Raw genomic sequence first — 21,839 nt, 5'->3', positions numbered from 1 at the left:
TATGCTGTGCCACTATATAAACAGGTAGAACATTTCAAATCAGAAAAGGCGGGATCTTATGAACAGACCATGGCAAACTACGATTATTGTCGTTCTAGTGCTGTTGCTGACTGCATGTGGTTCTTCGGGCAGTGGTAGCAGTGGTGCGGAAGCAGAAACGTACAATTCCGATGTCCAGAAGGTATCCGACATTTCCGGTACGGTGCGTGTCGCGCTTGCCGGTTGGCAGCTTGAAAATGGGATGGACGCGGTGACCGGACAGGAGACGACGGGCTTCAACCAGTACGTGCAGGATACGTTTAAGAAAATGTATCCCAATATCACGTTAGAGGTCACTCAGGTTCCGTGGGAAAATGCGCAGGCAAAGCAGCGCGCCCTGCTTATGTCGGGCGATGTAGATGTGCTGTATACGGGCGGGGCGTTTGCTTCCCAGTATTATAATGAAGGATTGCTGCGCAATATCGACGATCTAATCAAACAAGACAAAGAGTTCGACCCTTCCATTTATCTGCAAGGCATCTGGAACAATTCTTACAGCACACGCTCCCCTGACGGCAAAAATCAGTATGGTATTCCGGCAGTACTGGGTAAGCGCGTCACCATTTACGACAAGCAGCTGTTCGACGAATGGGGCGTAGAGCCATTGTCCGAAGTACCAACACCAGAAGAAATTCTGGAAAAAGCGAAAAAGATGACAGGCACCAACCCAAAAACGGGTGAGCAAAATTACGGATTGTACTTTGCTGGCAATTCGCTCAATCAGGCAACGCTGGTGGCACTTAGTTATTATTTTGATGCAAAAGGCGGCGAAGGTACACTGGATAAACCAGCGGATATTCAATGGGAGCTGAACACACCGGGTATGGTCAAAGCCGTCCAATGGCTGGGCGAAGCTGCCAAGCTGGCACCGCCTGCATTTGTGAACGGTAATGGTGCAGAGAACTTCGGTCTGGACAAAAACAATGTCGCTATGGTGCTCGACAATAGTGGTACGACGATTATGAGTGAATATCGTGCCAACAAAGACGATGCACTGCTGCAACGATATATTCCCGTCATGAATATGGGACCAGACGGCACAGGCTGGGTTGCGGTCGACCCAATCATCATGGCAAAAAAAGCCGAGAATCCAGAAGCAGCATGGGCAGTTATGAAATTCCTCGCTAGCTATGATACACAGAAGTGGGCATATTTGAACTTTGATATGACACCGACACTGACCAATGCAGATTTCGTTGAGTCCAACAATGGCTTTATCAAAAATGCAATGAAAATGGCTGAGATCAGCAAGCCGACCCTCATGGACGAAGCCGATCCGTTTTATAACAGCGAGATCGTGCCAGCAGTGAACGGTTATATTAGTGAGGTTGCCAACGGTGGCTCGCCAGATGTGCAAGCACTGCTGGATCGACTGCAATCGAGAGCAGAGCAGTGGTCGGCAAGTCAGAAGTAAGAGGTAAAACGTAATAAGAGGGTGGAAGTAAGAAGTAAGAAGTAAGAAATCACAATGAAGAAGTTCAGAGTTCAGAGTTCAGAGTTCAGAGTTTTAGAGTTCAAAGTTAGAAGTCAGGAATCAGAAGCAGTATGCTCATGCCTTTGCGCAGATAATTATATCTGTAGCAAAGGCATGTTTTGTCTGCTGCCAACTGGAAATGTTTATCCCCAACCAAAGTCAGGTATATAATGAGAATGTTAGGCTTACTTCAACGATAGTCGATACGATGCAGATGATGATGGCATAATCGTTTCATTGACACCCCATCATGCAAGCATATACACGAAAGGAAATGAACAGATGAACGGACAAACACGCGCTAATATCAAAGCAGGGCTGGAAGTGGATATTGTACTCAAGCAGGACCAGCGTACCGGCAAGCTAACGCGCGGGATCGTCAAAGATATTTTGACCAATTCGCCGAATCATCCGCATGGCATCAAGGTGCGGCTCGCGTCAGGGCAGGTAGGACGGGTAAAACATATTATTGCGGCTTCTAACTGAAGACTGCACCAATGGATAACGAAAGGGGCATGACATGATGAAACAGAACAAACTGGGCGCTTCCGATCTAGTGGTCGGTGAAATTGGACTCGGCTGTATGTCACTCGGCTCGGAGGAACGACAAGCAACGCGATTGCTGCATGAGGCACTGGATCTCGGCGTAACGCTGCTGGACACTGCCGATCTGTATGACGAGGGGCGCAACGAGGAGATTGTCGGTAAAGCGATCAAAGGTCGCCGCAGCGATGTCGTCTTGGCAACCAAGGTCGGCAATCGTCGTGTACCGGGCAAAGATGGCTGGGAATGGGACGCGTCGAAGGAATATATTTTGGAGGCGGTTAAGGACAGTCTGCGTCGTCTGCAAACTGATTATATCGATCTGTACCAGCTGCATGGCGGTACATTGGATGACAATATCGACGAGACGATTGAAGCGTTTGAGCAGTTGAAGCGCGAAGGTCTGATCCGCCAATATGGCATCTCCTCGATCCGCCCGAATGTGATCCGTGAATATGTAAAACGTTCGCATCTGGTGAGCGTGATGAGTCAGTATAGCATTCTGGATCGTCGTCCCGAAGAAGAGGTATTGCCATTGCTAGCGGAAAACGGCATTAGCGCCATCGTGCGCGGACCAGTGGCAAGTGGTGCGCTGGCTCATGGTCGTCAGGATAAAGCGGAAAAAGGCTATCTGGACATCGATGGCGAGGAGATTGTGAAGTTGCGTCGTCATCTGGAAGAGTTCTGCAATCCAGAACGCACCTTGACCCAACTGACGATTCGCTATTCGCTCGCACATCCGGCGGTCGGTGCAGTCATTCCGGGCGCCAGTTCGTCTGAACAGCTTCGTCATAATGTAGAGGCGGCTTCGGCACCACTGCTGACTGAAGGAGAGTTAAATGCCATTCGCTCGCTTCGTCCAGCCAATACGTATGCGCAGCACCGATAAACTGGGCGCATTTCCTATGATACTGGAAGTGTAGAGCAAGATCATTCCAGCTCTCCTTTCAAAGATATGTAACAAAAGAAATAGCAATGTGACATACAACTCCATTTTCTGGTTAATAACTGGAATAGTGAAAAAGTAACCGGGAGGTGGATGTTGATGTGGAGCGCATTAATGTGGGGCGCCATCGCTGGCTCGGCAGTATTGCTGGGAGCAGTTGTGGCGGCCTTTTTTAAAATTCCAAAACGAATCATCGGCTGGATTATGGCGTTCGGTACCGGAACGCTGATCGGTGCGGCTGCATTTGAATTGCTGGAGGATGCCATCGAGGATGGTGGTCTGGTGTCGACAGCGATTGGCTTCGTTGTTGGTGCGGTGGTGTATACTGTGTTTGACCTGTATATATCCAATAAGGGTGGTGCCAACCGTAAACGCTCGTATTATGGACGCGGCTCCAATCCGAAGGATGACGATACCGATCCAGCACTTCATGATACGTCTGTAGCTGCATCCAACCGTGCCAAAGTCGCTTCCGGCAGAATCGCCGCGGCTGTCAGTGATGGCGCAAACGGTGCGAGCTCTAGCGATTCTAACGGAGCTTTGCAACAAGGAACTTCTTCCGTAGCGCGTCATGAAGATCGTGGTTCTCAAGCGGGCAGTAAGCGTGGCGATGCAGGCAACCAGAAGGCAAATGGCAAAGACGGAGGCGGCAAAAGCGAAAGCGGGCTTGGTATCTTCGCCGGAACCGTGATGGATGCGATTCCCGAGTCGATTATGATTGGTGCCAGCTTACTGACTGGTCAAGGCGTAAGCTGGGTACTGGTCGTATCGATCTTCGTCAGCAATATTCCAGAAGGGCTATCCAGCACCGTCGGTATGCAGCAAAGCGGCTTCTCCCGTCGTAAAATCTTTTGGATGTGGATTGTCGTGCTAGCCATCTCAGCGGCTGCCTCGATGCTAGGCTATCTGTTTCTGGAGATGCTGCCGAAGGAATTTAAGGCAGGCATTGGCGCTTTTGCTGGCGGTGGGATTATCGCGATGCTCTGCTCCACAATGGCTCCCGAAGCGTACGAGGAAGGCGGCCCAATTGTCGGTCTGATCGCTTCACTCGGTTTGCTGGCAGCGCTGGTGTTGAGTATTTAAAATCTATGTGGAAAGCTGCATTTTGTAGGCAGCCATTGCAATATAGAGAATCATGGAAAACCTTGAGCGGCTGTATGTCTTTCAAGGTTTTTTGTGATACAGTAACCGTTATTTTAGAATGTATTTCAAAACACTGGAAAGGTTATATACCGATGATCACAATTAACTGTATAGGGAATGACTCTATTCAATTGGATATATCTTCTCTTCAAGGTGCGAATTTAAATGGGCTTGAACTACACCGAGCTATTTTGAGTCATCAGGATGTAAGTTATAGTAGTTTGGTTTGTACCAATTTACGTGGTGCCGAGCTGTTCCAAACGAATCTCAGTCATTCTGTATTAACTTCTGCATTATTAATGACTGCGTATTTACAACACGCCAATTTGGAGTATAGCAATCTCAGTCAGGCAAGATGTGCAGGAGCAGACTTTCAAGGTAGTAATCTATCTCAATCAACTTTCACACAAGCCGATATTTGGAAAGCGGATTTTACAGGCGCTAATCTTAAAGGAGTGATCATGCTTTGTGAGAGAATCTCTGATGCGATATTTACAAATGCCATCTATGACGACTCTACGATTTGGCCGTCTTTTTTTGATCCTGCGTTATCTGGAGCTATCAAAGTTTAAATGGAATAACTTTAAAGTCGACTTAGACAGAGTTACTATTCTGTTGTAATGCCTTTTGCAGGATGAAGCCGCTCCATGCCGAATATCTCTGTATACAGGTACAGCAAGAGTGTTACCGTATATCATTCTATCATTCACATCCATTTCATCCATACCAGTCGTCCACATATCCATACAAGTTAGCTCGTATCGGTGTGCGGAAAAGGGGGAGTCGTTATGAAGGGAACATTGTTTGTGGAGAGGCATGCTGGGCGGGAGCTGCTTATTTATTTGCCGCCTTCGTATGATCAGGCGCAGTATCCGTTGCCAGTCGTGTATGTACAGGACAGCGGCGATCTATTCGATCCTGTGCTGAACGGCAACATTTATCATTTGGAATTGCGGTTTGCAGCGGGAACGCTGCCGGAGATGATGCTGGTGGGCATTGTGCCGAATGACCGTATCCATGAATATACTCCGTGGTCAGCGCAAAAGCTGGAGCCGGGGCGGCATTATGATCACTTTGGCGGCAGAGCGAGCCAGTATCTGTACGATATTACCCATAAGGTGAAGCCGTGGGTCGACCGCAACTTTTATACCGATCCGCGCCCCGAGTGTACGGGAATCGTTGGTAAATCGCTAGGTGGTCTCGTCTCGCTGTTTGCGGCTTATGTCTATCCCGAAGTATTCGGGCGTATCGGCGCGATGTCGGCATCACTCTGGTATGAGGGCTTCGTCGAATTTATGGCGGAGCGCCAATTGGATCACCATCTGCGCATCTATATGGATATCGGATCGCTGGAAGGTACTAGCAAAACGAATCGTCAGCGGTTTATGCAGTCACTAACCGATGAAGCGGCGTTGATTCTATCTGGCAATGAGCTACAGCCGGATCAGCTTCATTTTATTCGTCATGAAGGGGAAGACCATGAATCGGATTCGTTTTACCGACGCTTCCCAGAAATGATGGACTGGCTGTTTGCCCGCAATACGGTACGATTGCTCAAATAACCGTGAGAAGCCTGTCAGAGTATCTCTTTTAAGAAACCGTCTTGCCAAATTCGCCTCAAAAGCGGATAATAAGGAAAGAGATTTCTTAAAATTAAGATAGTCGCAGAAAGGAGCGGTTCTGATATGGAACGCATTGAAAGTGAAGATCAATACCGTCAGCTGATTGGTGAAGGAGAATACACCGTAATCAAGTTCGACACCAACTGGTGCCCGGACTGTAAGACACTGGATCGCTTTATGGGCGGCATTATAGAAGAAAATCAAGACAAGCGCTTCTATGCGATGGATGCTGAGAAGTTCCAAGATCTCGCTGAGCAAAATGAAGTGCGCGGCATTCCAAGTCTGCTTGTTTACCGTAATGGCGAGAAGATAGCCCACTTGCATAGCAAATTTGCGAAAACACCTACTCAAGTAGCTGAATATTTGGCTGACGTGAAATAATACAGATCGACAGAATGAAGATTATGCCAGCGAATAAGGAATTGGCAGTACTGCCTGCGCACTAGCCCATCGGGGCGGAAGGCGCAGACAGCACCGCCTTTGGATACAGAATCGCTGCATGACAAAAAGCCCGTACAGAATGATTTCTGTACGGGCTTTTTTGCGTTGATAACAACGTTATTACATTATTATCTTTCTTTCAAAATAACCATTATTTTACCGCAAGTTGACGACGTTTGAGCACCAATTGCTCTACGCTGCGCAGATGCAGCAGCAGTTCATCTGCTTCGTCATCGCTCAATTCGCGAATATTCTCAACCAGCTTGTGAGCCATCGTACCGAAAATTTTATCCAGAGCGCGTCCACCTTTACGGGTGATGGAGATGCTGACATAACGGCGGTCCTGATCCGAACGGGTACGCTCGATCAGCTCCTCATGCTCCAGCTTGTCACAAATTTGGGTAACAGCACTCGTTGTGAGTCCCGTTGCTTTCACAATATCTGTACCGTATTGACTACCGTTATTGAGCAGAAAATGCAAAATGAAAATTTCGGTAGTGTTTGATTTGAGCTGACGCATAAGCGTAGGCAGTTCCATGATTCGTGGCATCCGATCCACCAGCAAGAGATAACTTTTTAAGAGTTCGCCAGACGTTTCCAATAGTAAATCCTCCTCAATAAAATAAATAAAACTGTTAGTTAATTATTGGTATAATGAAAGCAACCAGAGTTGATTGGCTATCACGAATCAATTATGTAGATCGCCAGGATGTGTAGAAGCAAAATACCAATATAGAGAGTAACGAATGCAGGATAACGATATCAATCGTAAATCGTCGAGATCCTTTTCTTAAAACTTCCTTAACAATATAGTAATTTGTTACCAGTATTCCGTCAATGCAAATTCGACAGATTGAGACAAAAAACCGTTGTCATTGACGTAAATTTGAACATTTTTTATAATTAACTATCAATATCGCCGATTGGACGATGAAATCCCGAACATTGAACGAGAATGTTCAACCCAATTCCAGGAAAAAGGTGGCATCAGCTACATTGAATCAATCATCACTTCCCTTTGTAACGATGGACGAAATTGTACGCGAAGGCGATCCGATTTTGCGCAAGGTAACGGAACCCGTAAACTTGCCGTTATCGGATGAAGAACGTACAACTGTTAATCGCATGATGGAGTTTTTGAAGCAATCACAGGATGAAAAAGCAGCCGAAAAATATGGTCTCCGACCGGGCATCGGTTTGTCTGCCAATCAGATTGGCTGGGACGCACGCGTGTTTGTAGTCTATTTTACCGATGATCAGGATCGTCAGCTTGAATATGTATTTTGCAATCCCAAAATCGTCAGTCACTCTGCGGCAATGACCTATCTTGAGCATGGGGAAGGCTGTCTGTCTGTAGATCGTCCAGTGGACGGATATGTACCGCGTTATGAGAAAGTGACCGTGCAGGCATTTACGCCGGAGGGGCAGTCGTTCAAGCTGAAGCTGAAGGGCTTCTCCGCAATCGTATTCCAGCACGAATATGATCATTTAAATGGAGTTATGTTCTATGATCACATTAATAGGCAGGACCCGTTTACCCTGCCAGAGACCGAATTTATTAAGCCGCTCTAAGTCTAATGTAGTATATCGGTAACTTGTGAATAATTTATAAACATTTAATCGTATAAATTTAATACTTTTTTAAAATTTACACATCATACCAAAGACTGTCTTTTATGGACAGTCTTTTTATTTGGGAATATGTTATGATACAGTATATTTCCAGAATGACTTTTGTAAGCGTTTCATATTTTGTGGGGATACCGTTACCACCATCAAGAAACTTGCAGCTGTAACTTTTCGAGTTGTAGTGATGCGGAATGGCTGTCAAAAGATAGGGAAAGCAGGTACAACGATGTGGCGTATGCTGATCCATCGTATTAACGATATCAAAATCAAAAACAAGCTGATTATCGCGTATATTTTTGTCGTGATGTTGCCGGTGCTGGTGATCGGCGGCGTTGTCGTAAATTATATGCGTCAGGATGCGCTCAATAATGCTATCGAGCAAACGACGACCAATGTGGAGCGTATCAAAAATCAGCTAACGACGATGTTGCGGGTACCGATCAATATCTCGAATGAGCTGTTGTTTGATAGTCGTCTTAGTCAGGTGGTCAATACGCGGTATGACCGAGTATACGATCTGGTGGAGGCGTACCGGAATTATCAGGAATTTGACGAGTATCAACGATTGTATTCGGAGGTGTCGGCGATTCGCTTTTATGCGACCAATGATACGCTACAGGACAATCTGGAATTTATGCGTGTCAATTCGGATACGCGCAATAGCGATTGGTATCAGGCGGCGATCAACAGCCGCAAGATCAATTGGTTTTATCGCAAGGATGATCAGATCAATACACCACGGGTGCTCAGTCTCGTACGCAAAATTAATTTTACTGATTATACGACTAGCGGTGTGCTGGTGATTGAGTTGAGCCAGTCGTATCTGAATTCACTGATCAGCGCCGAGCCGTTTGAAACGATGATTTTGGATGATCGCGGCAATATCGTTTCTGCCAAAAATACCGAGCTGATTGGTAAGCGGCTGGATGATCCGGGCATTGATATTGATATCGATCTGGCGAGTCGAGGCATTTACGAGCGTGAGGTGAATGGACAGCTGTCTAATATTGTGGTGGATGAACTGATTCCAGACAGCAGTATGAATGGGCTGAAGATCGTATCGGTCTTTTCCAATAACAGCATTGTGCGCGACTCGAATATGATCATTCTGATTGGTACGGGTGTGCTGGTGGCAATTCTGCTGATCGGTCTGCTGTTTTTGCAACTGATCTCGTTGCTGATTACGCGCCGCTTGTCTGGGCTGAGTCGCCAGATTAACCGCGTCGGTACGGGGGATCTGAAAGTATCCTCCAATATTACCGGTATGGATGAGATTGGGCAGCTATCACGCAAATTCAATGATATGGTGCTGAATATTCGGCAGCTGATGGATCAGGTGTACGAGACGAATGAGCGGAATACGAAGCTGGAGATTAGCCAGCGGGATATTAATTTTAAAATGCTAGCAAGTCAGATGAATCCGCACTTCCTATTCAATGCGCTGGAATCCATCCGCATGAAGGCGCATGTGAATGGCGAAAAGGAGATCGCGTATATTGTGCGTCTGCTTGGCAAGCTGATCCGTAACAATCTGGAGATCGGCAGCAAGCATACGACAATCCACGGTGAGATGGAACTGGTACGCTCGTATCTGGAAATTCAGAAATTCCGCTTTGGTGATCGACTGAGCTATGAACTGCTGCTTGATCCACAAACAGGGGATACGTCGATTCCACCGCTGATCATTCAGCCGCTGGTGGAGAATGCCATCATCCACGGTATGGAGAGTCGGGAAAGTGGCGGCTTGATCATTATTCGTACGCTGCAAATCGAACACGATGTACTGATTGATGTGATCGATAATGGCTCCGGCATGAGTGCTGAGCGCTTGAAGCAGGTGCGTCAGTCGCTGCGCACGGATAATGAAGGCGACCGTATTGGCTTGAAAAATGTGCATCAGCGGCTTACCTTGTCGTACGGCGAGGCATATGGGCTGCATATCTCCAGCACACCGCATGCCGGTACACAGATTTCTTTTAAAATACCAGCGTCGGATGTCACGGAATCCGAATAGGGGAGGGACCACAGATCATGTTTAAAGTGATGATTGTCGACGATGAACCGGCGATTCGGGAAGGATTGAAAACGATTATTGACTGGGACCGCATGGGTTTTGAGGTGGTGGATGCGGCGGCAAATGGGCGCGAAGCGCTGCAAAAGTTTGAACGCATTCAGCCCGATCTGATGATTATGGATATCCGTATGCCGGGCATGAGCGGGCTGGAAGTGATTCAGCAGCTACGTCAGGAGCATAATCAGGCGCATGTGCTGATTTTGAGTGGTCATGCCGATTTTGAGTATGCGCGCCGAGCACTTGGTTATGGAGTGGATGGCTATCTATTGAAGCCAGTGGATGAGGAAGAGATGGAGCAGGAGCTGCGCCGTGTCTATCGCACGCTAGAGCAGGAGCAGCGCGGCAATGCTGTACAGCCGCATCAGGTACCGGCATATGAGCTTGTGGAGCAGATGCTGCTTAGTACATCCGGTAGAGAGCAGGAACGGGCGCTGCAGGAGCTGCGATTGGACTGGGGAAGGTATCAGATTATTTTGCTGGAATGGCATGCGGGAACGGGAGAACAGGCAGAAGGCATCCATCGTCCGTTGCAGCGGCTGCGTAGCTGGTGGCAAGGGGAAGAACAGCATATTGTATTTGCGGCGGGGCCGTGGATCGGCATATTGACCGGCAGGCAGTATGATCAGCAGGCACTGGCTGATTTGAGACAGCGGTTGCTGGATGAAGACGGTGGTCGAGAGCAATGGTATATTGCCGCTGGGGATATGGAAGAGGAAGCGGAGCTGATTCATGACAGCTATGAGCAGGCGCAGCAGCTGCTAGAAGGACGCTTTTGGTTTGATGCTTCCGGGGTAGCGCTGGCAGGGCAAGGAACTGTACATGGCGCTTATGAAGGAACGGACGGCAACACCAAAGCACAGACAGCGGCTCCGGCTCCACAGGCAGCAGAATGGGCAGATCGGCTGTATTATGCGGTCGATATTCGCAGTCTGGCGGCGGCACAACGGGTCTTGCAGGAGCTGCTAGATACGTGTCACCGCGCAACCATGCCAGAGCGCGAAACGAAAAGTCTATGCTCGCATGTATTATCGCTGGCGCTCAGTCGCTTACCGGGGAGTGTGTCTGGCTCAGGTCCAGCAGTGCAGCAATGTCTAGCGTTGATTCCAGAGCTGTATTCCGCTGCCACGGCGGCAGGTGTAGTGGAGCTGATCAGCGAACGGCTGGATTGCCTGCTGCAATCGATTGACGGCGGCAGTCATGAATCAGTAATGAAGCAGATGACCGACTTTATCCGTCGTCATTACAGCGACAATCTGAAGCTGGAGCTGCTGGCAGAGGTATTCAATTACAATAGCGCATATTTAGGCAAAATGTTCAAAACATACACGGGCGATTCATTCAATCACTTTCTCGATCAGGTGCGGCTGGATCGTGCCAAGGAATTGCTGGCACAGGGAATGAAGGTGCACAAGGTCGCGGCACAGGTTGGATATGCGAATGTAGACTATTTTCATAGCAAATTCAAAAAGTACACGGGCATCTCGCCATCTGCGTATCGGGAGCAGCTGGATCGACAATTGGATTGAAGCATAGATAAGGATGAAATCCTGTTCCCCATTCGGCGAGCAGGATTTTTTATATCGATCTCAGTATGGTTAGACTACTCGGAGAAATGGATCAGGCTATATCCTTTATTTTTAGTGTTATGACAGGAAATGGAGCCGATGTCTAATTTTTATATGATTTTACATCCAATTTGTCAGGTATAAATAGAAAGCGCTTTCTTTTATAATTCAATATGTACTCACCACGATACGGTTGCAGCACAGCAAGGCATCATCCCCGCGATGAAGCCGATTATAGGAAGGTGGATGGAATGATGGATTCAACAACCAAACAGGCATCTTCCCGCAAACGGGACAAGGCTTCCAGCATCAGCACAGGCAAAACCGGCAGCTTCTGGAAGATATTTAAGCAGCAACGTTATCTGTATCTGATGTCGATCCCTTTTGTGATCTGGGCATTCATTTTCAGTTACGTTCCGCTTTGGGGCTGGCTGATGGCATTTCAGGAATATCGTCCGGCACGCTCATTCTTTGAACAGCGCTGGGTCGGGCTGGATCAGTTTATTGCATTGTTTCAGGATCAGCAATTTTACCTGGCACTGCGCAATACACTGGCGATGAGCTTCCTTGGTCTGATCTTCGGTTTTATTTTCCCAGTCGTGTTCGCCATTTTGCTTAATGAAGTACGCGGCATGATCTTCAAGCGTACGGTGCAGACGGTATCGTACCTGCCTCACTTTGTATCCTGGGTCGTTGTAGCCGGGATTGTCACCAAGTCACTCTCCACCGACGGCGGTATCATTAATGAACTGCTCGTCTCACTCCATATTATTGACCAGCCGATTCAATTCATGGCACAAGGGCAATGGTTCTGGGGAATTGTAACCGCTTCCGATGTGTGGAAAGAAATGGGCTGGAATACGATCATTTATCTGGCTGCCATTACCGGGATTGATCAGGAGCAATATGAAGCATCAAGGGTCGACGGCGCCAACCGCTTCCGCCAAATGTGGCATATTACGCTGCCGGGGATGCGGACCACGATTATCGTCCTACTGATCATGTCGATCGGTCATCTGGTCAGCATCGGCTTTGAAAAGCAGTTCTTGCTCGGCAATAACCTTGTGACCGACTATTCACAGGTCTTGGACCTTTACGCATTGAAATACGGGCTTGAAATGAACCGCTATTCCTATGGTACAGCAATCAGTATCTTCAACTCCGTAATCAGTATTGCGCTGTTGTTTACAGCGAACGGTATTTTCAAGAAAACAACCAAAGAAAGTATTATGTAATCTCTTAGGTACAGTAACGCAGCATGGGCGGTAACGATAGCGTTCCGCCTGCTGCGACGCAGGATATAAGCTTGAAAGGGGAGAAGGGCAATGGCGACCAACAAGGCATTTAACGCCACTCGAGGCGACAAAATCTTTGATGTGTGCAATACCATTCTGATGTCGCTTGTACTGATTGTAACGCTGTATCCGTTTCTAAATGTACTGGCGATCTCACTTAACGAATCGTCAGATACGGTAAGGGGCGGTATCCATATTATCCCGCGCGCGTTCACATTTGAAAATTATTCAGTCATCTTCCAGTATCAAGGTCTGCTGCAAGGGGCGCAGATTTCGATTCTTCGGACAATAGTTGGTACGATTCTCGGTCTGATCAGCGCGTCGATGCTGGCATTTACGCTCAGTCGGATTGATTTTCAGGCACGCAAATTCATTTCGACCTTTCTGGCGTTGACGATGTATGTAACCGCAGGTCTGGTGCCTACCTTCCTGCTGATGCGCGATTTGCATCTGATCGGCACATTCTGGGTGTATGTACTGCCCGGCGTGGTTAGCGCATTCAACGTGTTCATTATCCGCTCCTTTATCGATGGATTGCCATATGCGCTGCAAGAATCGGCGAAGCTGGATGGAGCGAATGATTTTACGATCTATTTGAAAGTCATCCTGCCGCTGTGTAAGCCAGTACTGGCAACGATTGCTCTGTTCCTCGCCGTAGGGCAATGGAACTCTTGGTTTGATACGTATCTGTACAATGCCAGTTCGCCAGAATGGACGACGCTACAGTACGAGCTGATGAAAGTATTGCAGCAAAGTACCCAGCAAAGCGGTGCTGTCAATGCGAACGATATGGCGAAGCAGATGGCGAGCATCTCGCCAGAATCGATTCGGATGGCGATTACCATCGTCGTTACGGTGCCGATTCTGATCGTGTATCCGTTCCTGCAAAAGTACTTTGTCAGCGGTATGACATTGGGTGCGGTGAAGGCATAATGCCTTTGCCCACTGGGCTAGGCATACATAGTCATCGCTCTAGCTGCTGCTCTGCATGACAAAGACAGACAACGCTTCTGCAATCAGGTTCAAAAGGTTTCTGCCGCATCGCTTCAGCCGGTCCTTGTGCCGGCTATCCATTTCCCCTTAAATGTAAGCGGAAACATTATACGATGAATGGTAATCCGCAAAGGGTCTCAGGGAAATGCTGTTTCCGAATTGTGTAGGTGTTATTTTCACAAAGGCTACGTGACGGCAATGCCGTCTTAGCATACAGAGGATGACCATTCAAAAGGGGGCTTTTTCATGGCTGGCAAATTGTTGAAACGCGTCATGATTCCGCTGGCGGTACTCTCGCTGGCAACCGTAACCGCCTGTGGCGGCAGTACCGATCCATCCGAGTCGGAAACGTCAGATCCATCGACACCAATCACCATTTCCTTCTTTGGTTCGGATGCAAGTCCAACTTGGAACAATATGAAGGATGATGTCGGTCAGGCGATCACAAAGGCAACGAATGTCACGATCAATGCCGAGTATGATGTGAGCGGTGGCGGTACGCAGAAGATTGCATTGATGACCGCATCAGGCGAATACCCAGATTTGATTTTCCCGAAAGGCTCAATCACCAAGCTGGTAGAAGCTGGCGCGCTGATCGATCTGACCGATCTGATTGACAAATACGGTCCGAATATCAAAAAGGTATACGGCGACGATCTGTCTCGTTTGCAGTACAGTAAAGACGATCCGTCCATCTATGTGATTCCGACCAATGCTGGTGTCGGTCAAACTTCCTTTGATGCAGGCGGCGGTTTTGAAGTACAGCATGCCGTCATGAAAGAGCTAGGCTATCCAAAGATCAAAACGGTCAAGGATTTTGAAAATGTCCTCAAAGAATACAAGGAAAAACACCCGACGATCAACGGTCAGCCAACCATCCCATTGTCCCTGAATGCAGATGATTGGAAAATCATGATCACCGTGACCAACCCGGCGTTCCTAGCTACTGGCGCACCGGATGATGGCGAATTCTATATCAACCCAGAAACGTACGAAGCTCAATTGCACTACAAACGTCCAGAGGAAAAAGAATACTTCCGCTGGCTGAACCATATGTATAACGAAGGTCTGTTAGACCCAGAAGCCTTTACCCAAAAGAGTGACCAATATCTGTCCAAAATCGCCAGTGGTCGCGTGCTTGGTCTGATTGACCAAGACTGGGATTACCAACAAGCAGAGAACTCACTGAAATCGTCCAAAATGGCAGAGCGCACCTACGGTCATTATCCGGTACAACTGGATGAGTCGACCAAAGATCGCTCCTTCCAAGATATTGGCGCACCAGTTGGTTACGGCATGGGGATCACCACATCTGCCAAAGACCCGATCCGTATTATCAAATTCCTCGACTGGATGGCATCCGACGAAGCACAGGTGTTGAACAATTGGGGCATTGAAGGCAAGCAATACGAAATGAAAGATGGCAAACGTGTTATCCCTGCTGACGTACAAGAGCGCAAAACAAACGATAACACTAATTTCACCAAAGAATCCGGTATTGGCATGTATAACTTCTCCGTCCGTTACGGCGATGGCGTGAAGGATTCTACTGGCAACTACTACACCACCAACTTCCCAGAACAGATTCTTGCCAGCTACACTCAGCCAGAGAAAGATACGCTGAAAGCATATGGCGCAACGACATGGAAAGATCTGTTCCCGCCAAAAGAGGATTTCCCAGTCAAAGCATGGGGCGCAGCGTACAACTTGCCGTCACCGGATGATGCAAACTACACGGTGACATACCAAAAATCGCAGGATATCGTACGTAAAAGTATTCCCGAAGCGATTCTTGCCAAGCCGGATCAATTCGATACCCTGTATGATCAGATGATTGCACAGCTGAATACAGACGATATGAAGAAAATGGAACAAACCTACTCGCAAATGATCAAAGATACGGTCGAGCTGTGGAATAAACCTGTAGCCGCCAAGTAAGCAGCAGCAAGGAGTGCAGTTGTGCTCCGAATGCCCGGTTTCTGTATGGAAATACAAATGGGGACTCTGTTGCTAGAGTCCCTTTTTCCATGCGCTGTTATTGTATGATGAAGAGGAGAGGAGGATGTACGGTAGCGTTTGACAACAAGAATGGCTTTTACTATGAAGGAGGACTTTTTACAATGTCTGCAAAATTCTTAAAACGTGCACTGATCCCGCTGGCTGTTCTGTCGCTGGCAACCGTAACCGCATGCGGAGGCAGCTCCGATCCGACGAAAACCGAAACATCCGATACATCCACACCGATTACATTCTCATTCTTCGGCTCCGATCCCAATGCAACCTGGAACGGCATGAAAGATGATGTTGGACAGGCGATCACCAAAGCAACCAATGTAACAATCAATGCCGAATACGATGTCAGTGGCGGCGGTACGCAGAAGATCGCGCTGATGACTGCATCCGGCGAGTATCCAGATATGATCTTCCCGAAAGGCTCCGTTACGAAGCTGGTGGAAGCTGGGGCGCTGATCGATTTGACCGATTTGATCGACAAATACGGTCCTAACATCAAAAAGGTATACGGCGACGATCTGTCCCGTTTGCAATACAGTAAAGAAGATCCATCCATCTATATTATTCCGACCAATGCTGGTGTTGGACAGACGTCCTTTGACGCAGGTGGTGGATTTGAATTACAAAATGCGGTCATGAAGGAACTCGGCTATCCGAAGATCCAAACAGTGAAGGACTTTGAAAATGTGCTCAAGGAGTACAAAGAAAAGCATCCGACGATCAATGGACAGCCTACCATTCCATTGTCGCTGAATGCCGATGACTGGAAAATCATGATTACCGTCACCAATCCAGCGTTCAACGCGACGGGCGCACCGGATGATGGTGAATTTTACATCAATCCAGAAACGTACGAAGCGCAATTGCACTACAAACGTCCAGAGGAAAAAGAATACTTCCGCTGGCTGAATCATATGTACAATGAAGGTCTGCTGGACCCAGAGTCCTTTACCCAGAAGAGTGACCAGTATCTGTCCAAAGTGGCAAGCGGTCGCGTGCTCGGTCTGATTGATCAGGAGTGGGATTATCAGCAAGCTGAGAACTCGCTGAAAACATCCGGCATGGCGGAGCGCACTTACGGTCATTATCCGATACAGATGGATGACAAAACCAAAGATCATTCGTTCCAAGATGTAGGCGCACCAGTCGGTTATGGTATCGGGATCACTACATCTGCCAAAGACCCGATTCGTATGATCAAATTCCTCGACTGGATGGCATCGGATGAGGCACAGGTGCTGAACAACTGGGGAATCGAAGGCAAGCAATACGAAATGAAAGATGGCAAACGCGTGATCCCACAAGACGTACAGGAACGCAAAGTTAACGACAATACCAATTTCACCAAGGAATCTGGTATTGGCATGTATAACTTCTCCGTTCGCTATGGCGATGGCGTGAAGGATGCTACTGGCAACTACTACACGACCAACTTCCCAGAGCAAATTGTTGCCGGATACACACAACCGGAGAAGGATGCACTGAAAGCGTACGGTGCAACGACATGGAAAGACCTGTTCCCGCAAAAAGACGAATTCCCAGTCAAACAATGGGGAGCAGCGTATAACCTGCCTGCACCGGATGACCCGAACTACACTGTCGCTTACCAGAAGTCGCAGGATATTGTGCGCAAGCGCATCCCAGAAGCGATTTTGGCAAAACCAGATCAATTCGACAGCATTTATGATCAGATGATCAGCGAATTGAATACCGATGATATGAAGAAAATGGAACAAACGTATTCGCAAATGATCAAGGATACGGTAGAGCTGTGGAGCAAACCGGTAGCTGCCAAGTAAAAACAGCGACCACATACAGCAACCATACAACAGGAGAGGCTCGGTGAAACGAGTCTCTTTTTTTATCTGACTGTCTGGCAGTTTTCCTAAGTGATCATATGCCAATGAATATAAAGGAGGAACTTTGATGACACAGCAACCGTCACTTTCCACCAAGAGTTTACATAAGCTATGGTATGCCCAGCCTGCACAGGTATGGGAAGAAGCCTTGCCGCTCGGCAACGGGCGCATAGGTGGTATGGTATTTGGCGATGCCGTGAGAGACGTCGTACAGTTGAATGAAGATACACTCTGGACGGGAACTCCACGTGAACGTGCCAATCTGTCCAGTTTGGAACAGCTAGAACAGGCGCGTAAGCTGATCTTTGCCGGACAACTGGATGAAGCTCAGGAAGTAGTCAATACGCAGATGCTTGGTCAGGATGTACAGGCATATCAGCCGCTAGGCGATCTGGTTGTACAGTATGCTGCACCAGCAGGAGATACCGAGATTCGGCATTATCGTCGTGAGCTGGATCTACGACAGGCAGTGGCGCGTACGTCTTGGCAGCAGGGGGAACAGTCGCTAGAGTGTGAAGTATTGATTAGCTATCCGCATCAGGTGCTTGCATATCGTCTACGTAGTACGGTGAATCAGCCGTTGTCTGCGCAGATCAGCCTGAACAGTGTACAGCCGCATCGAATGACCGCTTCTGGTGATCAGCTGCATATGCAAGGCTACGTCTACCCAGAAGCTTCATGGTATGGGGAAAAAGAGCAGCCGTATCGCTGGGATGATGCAGAGGAGCAGGGAATTCATTTTCATACCGTGTTGCAAGTGTGGAGCGATAGCGGCACGATACAGGCACATGGTGAACAGATTCAGGTGGATGGTGCGACTCAAGTTGTGATTTTGCTAGCGGCGGCTACCAATTATGATGGCTATGATCGTCAACCGGGCAGTGCTGGACGTTCCTTGGTTGAGGAATGTCGTCAACAGCTGGACAGCGCGGCAGCACTGGGCTGGGATACGATCGTCAGAGAGCATAGCGAGGATTACGCCCATTTAATGGAACGAGTACAGCTAGAGCTGGTAAATACATCGCATGAAAAGGAAACGCAGGTGGCACATGTGCCAACCGATCTGCGATTGGAGCGATACAAGCAGTATGGGCAGGATCATGGATTGGAAGCTCTTTATTTCCATTATGGACGGTATCTGCTGATCGCTAGCTCACGTCCGGGCAGTCAGCCTGCCAATTTGCAAGGCATCTGGAATCCACATGTACAGCCGCCGTGGTACAGCGATTATACGACCAATATTAATACCCAGATGAATTATTGGCCTGCGGAGCTGTGCAATCTGAGTGAATGTCATGAACCGCTGCTAACGATGATTGAGCAGCTCCGTCACAGCGGGCAACAGGCGGCAGCGATTCATTATGGAGCTGGCGGCTGGGTCACGCATCATAATACTGATCTGTGGCGGCAGGCGATTCCGACGGGCGGCGATGCCAGCTGGGCATTCTGGCCGATGGGCGGCATCTGGTTGTGCGCGCATCTGTGGGAGCATTATCGGTATACGCAGGATCTAGATTATGTACGCCAGACAGCCTACCCGATTATGAAGGAAGCGGCGCAATTTGCATTGGACTGGCTGATCGAAGACCCACAGGGCTATCTGGTCACCGCACCGTCCACTTCGCCAGAAAATAAATTCCTAACGGATAGCGGCACACCATGCAGTGTATCGGCTGCATCCACGATGGACATGACGCTCATCCGCGAATTGTTCCAGCATTGTATACAAGCAGCAGAATTGTTGGATCAGCCAGCAACCGAGTCGTCGTTTGTTGAGCGTTTGCGTGTGTCCATCGACAGACTATATCCTTTTCAAATCGGACGGTATGGGCAGCTGCGTGAATGGTATGACGATTATGAAGAGCATGAGCCGGGGCATCGACATGTATCGCATCTGTACGGATTATATCCGGGGAATGAAATCAATCGCCATGAACGACCAGAGCTGGTACAAGCGGCAAGTGTATCGCTAGAGAGACGGCTAGCGCATGGTGGTGGTCATACCGGATGGAGCTGCGCATGGTTGATCAATTTGTATGCACGATTGCTGGATGGAGAGCAGGCACACCACTTTGTGCATACACTGCTGGCGCGCTCTACGTATCCGAATCTGTTTGATGCACATCCGCCGTTTCAGATTGATGGTAACTTTGGTGGGACGGCAGGTATAGCGGAGATGCTGCTACAAAGTCATCTGGATGGTATTCATCTACTGCCTGCCTTGCCATCCCATTGGCAACATGGCAGGGTGACTGGGCTGCGAGCACGCGGTGGGTATACGGTGGATATACAGTGGAAGGATGGAGTATTGCAGCAAGCGGAGATATTAGCCGATCATAACGGCATATGTCGCATCCGTTCTGAGCAGGCACTGCATATTCAGCCACTTCATAATGATGGCAACAACATTACACCTGTAGAAACCTCTATCCCAGCAGCACAATCCATAGAGGATGAATATGGTCATTTGCTTCAATGTACGTTAGTCGCTGGTCAACGCTACCAATTGACCTCAACTGATAGATAGACACTAAAGGGAATAAAGAAGATAAAAGGAATAGAGAGGATAAACAGAACCAAGACAGCTGTACAGATACTGGCTGTGCAGCTGTTTTACATTTATATGAGTGTGATGTATAGAGAGGGGAAATCCCCTAAATTTACACACATAGAAACATAAGTTACAGCCTGTTTCCAGTTGATTCTTTATATTAATATGTAAGCGTATACTTTTGTGAAGCATGAACTTGAGGAGGAGTATGATTATGACTATTTTCCAATTTCCAGAGGACTTCCGCTGGGGGACAGCGACTGCATCGTATCAAATTGAAGGCGCGTATCAGGAGGGCGGACGTGGGTTGTCCATCTGGGATACCTTTGCACATACACCGGGCAAGGTGTATGACGGGCATAACGGCAATATCGCTTGTGACAGCTACCATCGGTATGAGGAAGATATTGCTTTAATGAAAGAACTCGGTATCGACACCTATCGTTTCTCCGTGGCATGGCCGCGTATTTTACCAGATGGCGATGGAGAGGTGAACCGCGAAGGCATTGAATTTTATCACAAGTTTGTAGACGCATTGCTGGAAGCTGGCATCGAACCATTTTGCACGCTGTATCATTGGGATCTACCGCAGGCGCTACAGGATGTGGGCGGCTGGGAGAATCGGCGTACGATTGATGCATTTGTCAAATACGCCGAAATCATCTTCCGCGAGTTTTCTGGCAAAATCAAATTTTGGCTGACCTTCAACGAGCCGTGGTGTATCGCATTTCTATCCAATTTGGAAGGCAAGCATGCGCCGGGCAAACAGGATTTGCAGGTCGCACTCAACGTAGGACACCATGTACTGGTCGCTCACGGATTGACAGTCAAGTTATTCCGCGAGATGAAGCTGGAAGGTCAGATCGGGATTGCGCCGAATGTGGCGTGGGCAGTTCCATATAGCAAACGACCAGAAGATCGTGCCGCCTGCAATCGCAATATTGAAGTGTACGCCGATTGGTTCCTAGACCCGATCTATAAAGGGCAATATCCATCATCGCTATACGAATGGTTCCAGCAAGCAGGCGCCACACCTCCTATACAGGATGGCGATCTAGAGATTATCGCCCAGCCAATTGATCTGCTCGGCATCAATTACTATCATCCAACCGTAAATCGCTACAATCCGGCTGCCGGATATTTGCAAAGTGAGCCGGTCGATATGGGACTGTTCAAAACAGATATCGGCTGGCCTATCGACGCTACCGGTCTGTACGATGTGATTCATTATTTACAAAAATACGGCAACAACGATATATACATTACCGAGAATGGTGCCTGTGTGAACGAATGTCCAGTCAATGGCAAAATCAATGATATTATCCGTGTCTATTATCTTCAGCAGCATATCGCTCAAGTACATCGAGTGATCAACGATGGCATTCACCTCAAGGGCTATATGGCATGGTCGCTGATGGATAACTTTGAATGGGCAGAGGGGTATCGGATGCGCTTCGGGTTGATTCACGTCGATTTCCGTACGCAGGTACGTACGCCAAAAGAAAGCTACTATTGGTACCAGAATGTCGTACGCAACAATTGGATGGAAACGCGCTGATTGACGCCATTTCCAAAATATAAATGGGACGAGCGAATCAAAGACCCTATTTTGTGGTAATAGGCAGTATAGCATACCGATGCGATCCAGTATT

The 21,839-nt window shown here is 48.1% G+C and carries 17 protein-coding genes; 16 read left to right on the top strand and 1 reads right to left on the bottom strand.

The window, feature by feature from the left end:
* Positions 1 to 58: 58 nt before the first annotated feature.
* From ABXR35_RS22090 to ABXR35_RS22060, 7 genes are all read left to right on the top strand, one after another.
* The gene (locus tag ABXR35_RS22090; RefSeq protein ID WP_367064231.1) at positions 59 to 1,453 is read left to right on the top strand and encodes an extracellular solute-binding protein; all 1,395 of its coding nucleotides are present in this window, start codon (positions 59 to 61) and stop codon (positions 1,451 to 1,453) included.
* 342 nt (positions 1,454 to 1,795) lie between these two features.
* A complete protein-coding gene (locus tag ABXR35_RS22085; protein WP_367064230.1) occupies positions 1,796 to 1,999 on the top strand; it encodes a YwbE family protein in 204 nt (67 codons plus the stop codon).
* A gap of 37 nt (positions 2,000 to 2,036) precedes the next feature.
* Positions 2,037 to 2,945 (top strand): aldo/keto reductase, encoded by a 909-nt coding sequence (locus ABXR35_RS22080; RefSeq protein WP_367064281.1) that lies wholly within the window; start codon positions 2,037 to 2,039, stop codon positions 2,943 to 2,945.
* 156 nt (positions 2,946 to 3,101) lie between these two features.
* Positions 3,102 to 4,085: a ZIP family metal transporter gene (locus ABXR35_RS22075; RefSeq protein WP_436669402.1), complete on the top strand. Its 984-nt coding sequence runs from the start codon at positions 3,102 to 3,104 to the stop codon at positions 4,083 to 4,085.
* Between the two features lie 152 nt (positions 4,086 to 4,237).
* Positions 4,238 to 4,717 carry a pentapeptide repeat-containing protein gene (locus ABXR35_RS22070; RefSeq protein ID WP_367064228.1) on the top strand — a complete coding sequence of 160 codons (480 nt, stop codon included), beginning with the start codon at positions 4,238 to 4,240 and terminating at the stop codon, positions 4,715 to 4,717.
* A gap of 216 nt (positions 4,718 to 4,933) precedes the next feature.
* Positions 4,934 to 5,707 carry an alpha/beta hydrolase gene (locus tag ABXR35_RS22065; protein WP_367064227.1) on the top strand — a complete coding sequence of 258 codons (774 nt, stop codon included), beginning with the start codon at positions 4,934 to 4,936 and terminating at the stop codon, positions 5,705 to 5,707.
* A gap of 123 nt (positions 5,708 to 5,830) precedes the next feature.
* On the top strand, positions 5,831 to 6,148 hold the full coding sequence (locus tag ABXR35_RS22060) for a thioredoxin family protein (protein WP_367064226.1): 318 nt from the start codon (positions 5,831 to 5,833) through the stop codon (positions 6,146 to 6,148).
* A gap of 211 nt (positions 6,149 to 6,359) precedes the next feature.
* Here the strand turns inward: ABXR35_RS22060 and ABXR35_RS22055 are convergent, their stop codons facing one another.
* Positions 6,360 to 6,809 (bottom strand): MarR family winged helix-turn-helix transcriptional regulator, encoded by a 450-nt coding sequence (locus tag ABXR35_RS22055; RefSeq protein ID WP_367064225.1) that lies wholly within the window; start codon positions 6,807 to 6,809, stop codon positions 6,360 to 6,362.
* Positions 6,810 to 7,204: 395 nt separating this feature from the next.
* On the opposite strand from ABXR35_RS22055, the gene def reads away from it, so the two are divergent.
* The 9 genes from def to ABXR35_RS22010 all read left to right on the top strand — a co-directional run bounded on the left by def (position 7,205) and on the right by ABXR35_RS22010 (position 21,745).
* Complete coding sequence (gene def / locus ABXR35_RS22050; protein WP_367064224.1) at positions 7,205 to 7,780, top strand: peptide deformylase; 576 nt, start codon at positions 7,205 to 7,207, stop codon at positions 7,778 to 7,780.
* A gap of 283 nt (positions 7,781 to 8,063) precedes the next feature.
* On the top strand, positions 8,064 to 9,851 hold the full coding sequence (locus ABXR35_RS22045) for a cache domain-containing sensor histidine kinase (RefSeq protein ID WP_367064222.1): 1,788 nt from the start codon (positions 8,064 to 8,066) through the stop codon (positions 9,849 to 9,851).
* A 17-nt stretch (positions 9,852 to 9,868) separates the two neighbouring features.
* Positions 9,869 to 11,437, top strand: a complete 1,569-nt coding sequence (locus ABXR35_RS22040; RefSeq protein WP_367064221.1) for a response regulator — start codon at positions 9,869 to 9,871, stop codon at positions 11,435 to 11,437.
* Between the two features lie 293 nt (positions 11,438 to 11,730).
* Positions 11,731 to 12,711 carry an ABC transporter permease gene (locus ABXR35_RS22035; RefSeq protein WP_367064280.1) on the top strand — a complete coding sequence of 327 codons (981 nt, stop codon included), beginning with the start codon at positions 11,731 to 11,733 and terminating at the stop codon, positions 12,709 to 12,711.
* A gap of 90 nt (positions 12,712 to 12,801) precedes the next feature.
* The gene (locus ABXR35_RS22030) at positions 12,802 to 13,704 is read left to right on the top strand and encodes a carbohydrate ABC transporter permease (protein ID WP_367064220.1); all 903 of its coding nucleotides are present in this window, start codon (positions 12,802 to 12,804) and stop codon (positions 13,702 to 13,704) included.
* Between the two features lie 306 nt (positions 13,705 to 14,010).
* Positions 14,011 to 15,702 (top strand): ABC transporter substrate-binding protein, encoded by a 1,692-nt coding sequence (locus tag ABXR35_RS22025; protein WP_367064219.1) that lies wholly within the window; start codon positions 14,011 to 14,013, stop codon positions 15,700 to 15,702.
* A 182-nt stretch (positions 15,703 to 15,884) separates the two neighbouring features.
* Positions 15,885 to 17,576: an ABC transporter substrate-binding protein gene (locus ABXR35_RS22020; protein ID WP_367064218.1), complete on the top strand. Its 1,692-nt coding sequence runs from the start codon at positions 15,885 to 15,887 to the stop codon at positions 17,574 to 17,576.
* 127 nt (positions 17,577 to 17,703) lie between these two features.
* Positions 17,704 to 20,163: a glycoside hydrolase family 95 protein gene (locus ABXR35_RS22015; RefSeq protein ID WP_367064216.1), complete on the top strand. Its 2,460-nt coding sequence runs from the start codon at positions 17,704 to 17,706 to the stop codon at positions 20,161 to 20,163.
* 238 nt (positions 20,164 to 20,401) lie between these two features.
* Positions 20,402 to 21,745: a GH1 family beta-glucosidase gene (locus tag ABXR35_RS22010; protein WP_367064215.1), complete on the top strand. Its 1,344-nt coding sequence runs from the start codon at positions 20,402 to 20,404 to the stop codon at positions 21,743 to 21,745.
* Positions 21,746 to 21,839: the final 94 nt, after the last annotated feature.

It is taken from the genome of Paenibacillus sp. JQZ6Y-1, from assembly GCF_040719145.1.
Lineage (GTDB): Bacteria > Bacillota > Bacilli > Paenibacillales > Paenibacillaceae > Saccharibacillus > Saccharibacillus kandeliae.
This window is presented reverse-complemented; position numbering and strand designations above follow the sequence as displayed.

What these genes read in the sequence shown, in the direction of transcription:
- ABXR35_RS22070 (WP_367064228.1), top strand. Translation starts at nt 4,238, where the DNA reads ATGATCACAATTAACTGTATAGGGAATGACTCTATTCAATTGGATATA.
- ABXR35_RS22060 (WP_367064226.1), top strand. Translation starts at nt 5,831, where the DNA reads ATGGAACGCATTGAAAGTGAAGATCAATACCGTCAGCTGATTGGTGAA.
- ABXR35_RS22075 (WP_436669402.1), top strand. Translation starts at nt 3,102, where the DNA reads ATGTGGAGCGCATTAATGTGGGGCGCCATCGCTGGCTCGGCAGTATTG.
- ABXR35_RS22015 (WP_367064216.1), top strand. Translation starts at nt 17,704, where the DNA reads ATGACACAGCAACCGTCACTTTCCACCAAGAGTTTACATAAGCTATGG.
- ABXR35_RS22090 (WP_367064231.1), top strand. Translation starts at nt 59, where the DNA reads ATGAACAGACCATGGCAAACTACGATTATTGTCGTTCTAGTGCTGTTG.
- ABXR35_RS22045 (WP_367064222.1), top strand. Translation starts at nt 8,064, where the DNA reads ATGTGGCGTATGCTGATCCATCGTATTAACGATATCAAAATCAAAAAC.
- ABXR35_RS22040 (WP_367064221.1), top strand. Translation starts at nt 9,869, where the DNA reads ATGTTTAAAGTGATGATTGTCGACGATGAACCGGCGATTCGGGAAGGA.
- ABXR35_RS22030 (WP_367064220.1), top strand. Translation starts at nt 12,802, where the DNA reads ATGGCGACCAACAAGGCATTTAACGCCACTCGAGGCGACAAAATCTTT.
- ABXR35_RS22065 (WP_367064227.1), top strand. Translation starts at nt 4,934, where the DNA reads ATGAAGGGAACATTGTTTGTGGAGAGGCATGCTGGGCGGGAGCTGCTT.
- ABXR35_RS22010 (WP_367064215.1), top strand. Translation starts at nt 20,402, where the DNA reads ATGACTATTTTCCAATTTCCAGAGGACTTCCGCTGGGGGACAGCGACT.
- ABXR35_RS22085 (WP_367064230.1), top strand. Translation starts at nt 1,796, where the DNA reads ATGAACGGACAAACACGCGCTAATATCAAAGCAGGGCTGGAAGTGGAT.
- ABXR35_RS22035 (WP_367064280.1), top strand. Translation starts at nt 11,731, where the DNA reads ATGGATTCAACAACCAAACAGGCATCTTCCCGCAAACGGGACAAGGCT.
- ABXR35_RS22025 (WP_367064219.1), top strand. Translation starts at nt 14,011, where the DNA reads ATGGCTGGCAAATTGTTGAAACGCGTCATGATTCCGCTGGCGGTACTC.
- ABXR35_RS22080 (WP_367064281.1), top strand. Translation starts at nt 2,037, where the DNA reads ATGAAACAGAACAAACTGGGCGCTTCCGATCTAGTGGTCGGTGAAATT.
- ABXR35_RS22020 (WP_367064218.1), top strand. Translation starts at nt 15,885, where the DNA reads ATGTCTGCAAAATTCTTAAAACGTGCACTGATCCCGCTGGCTGTTCTG.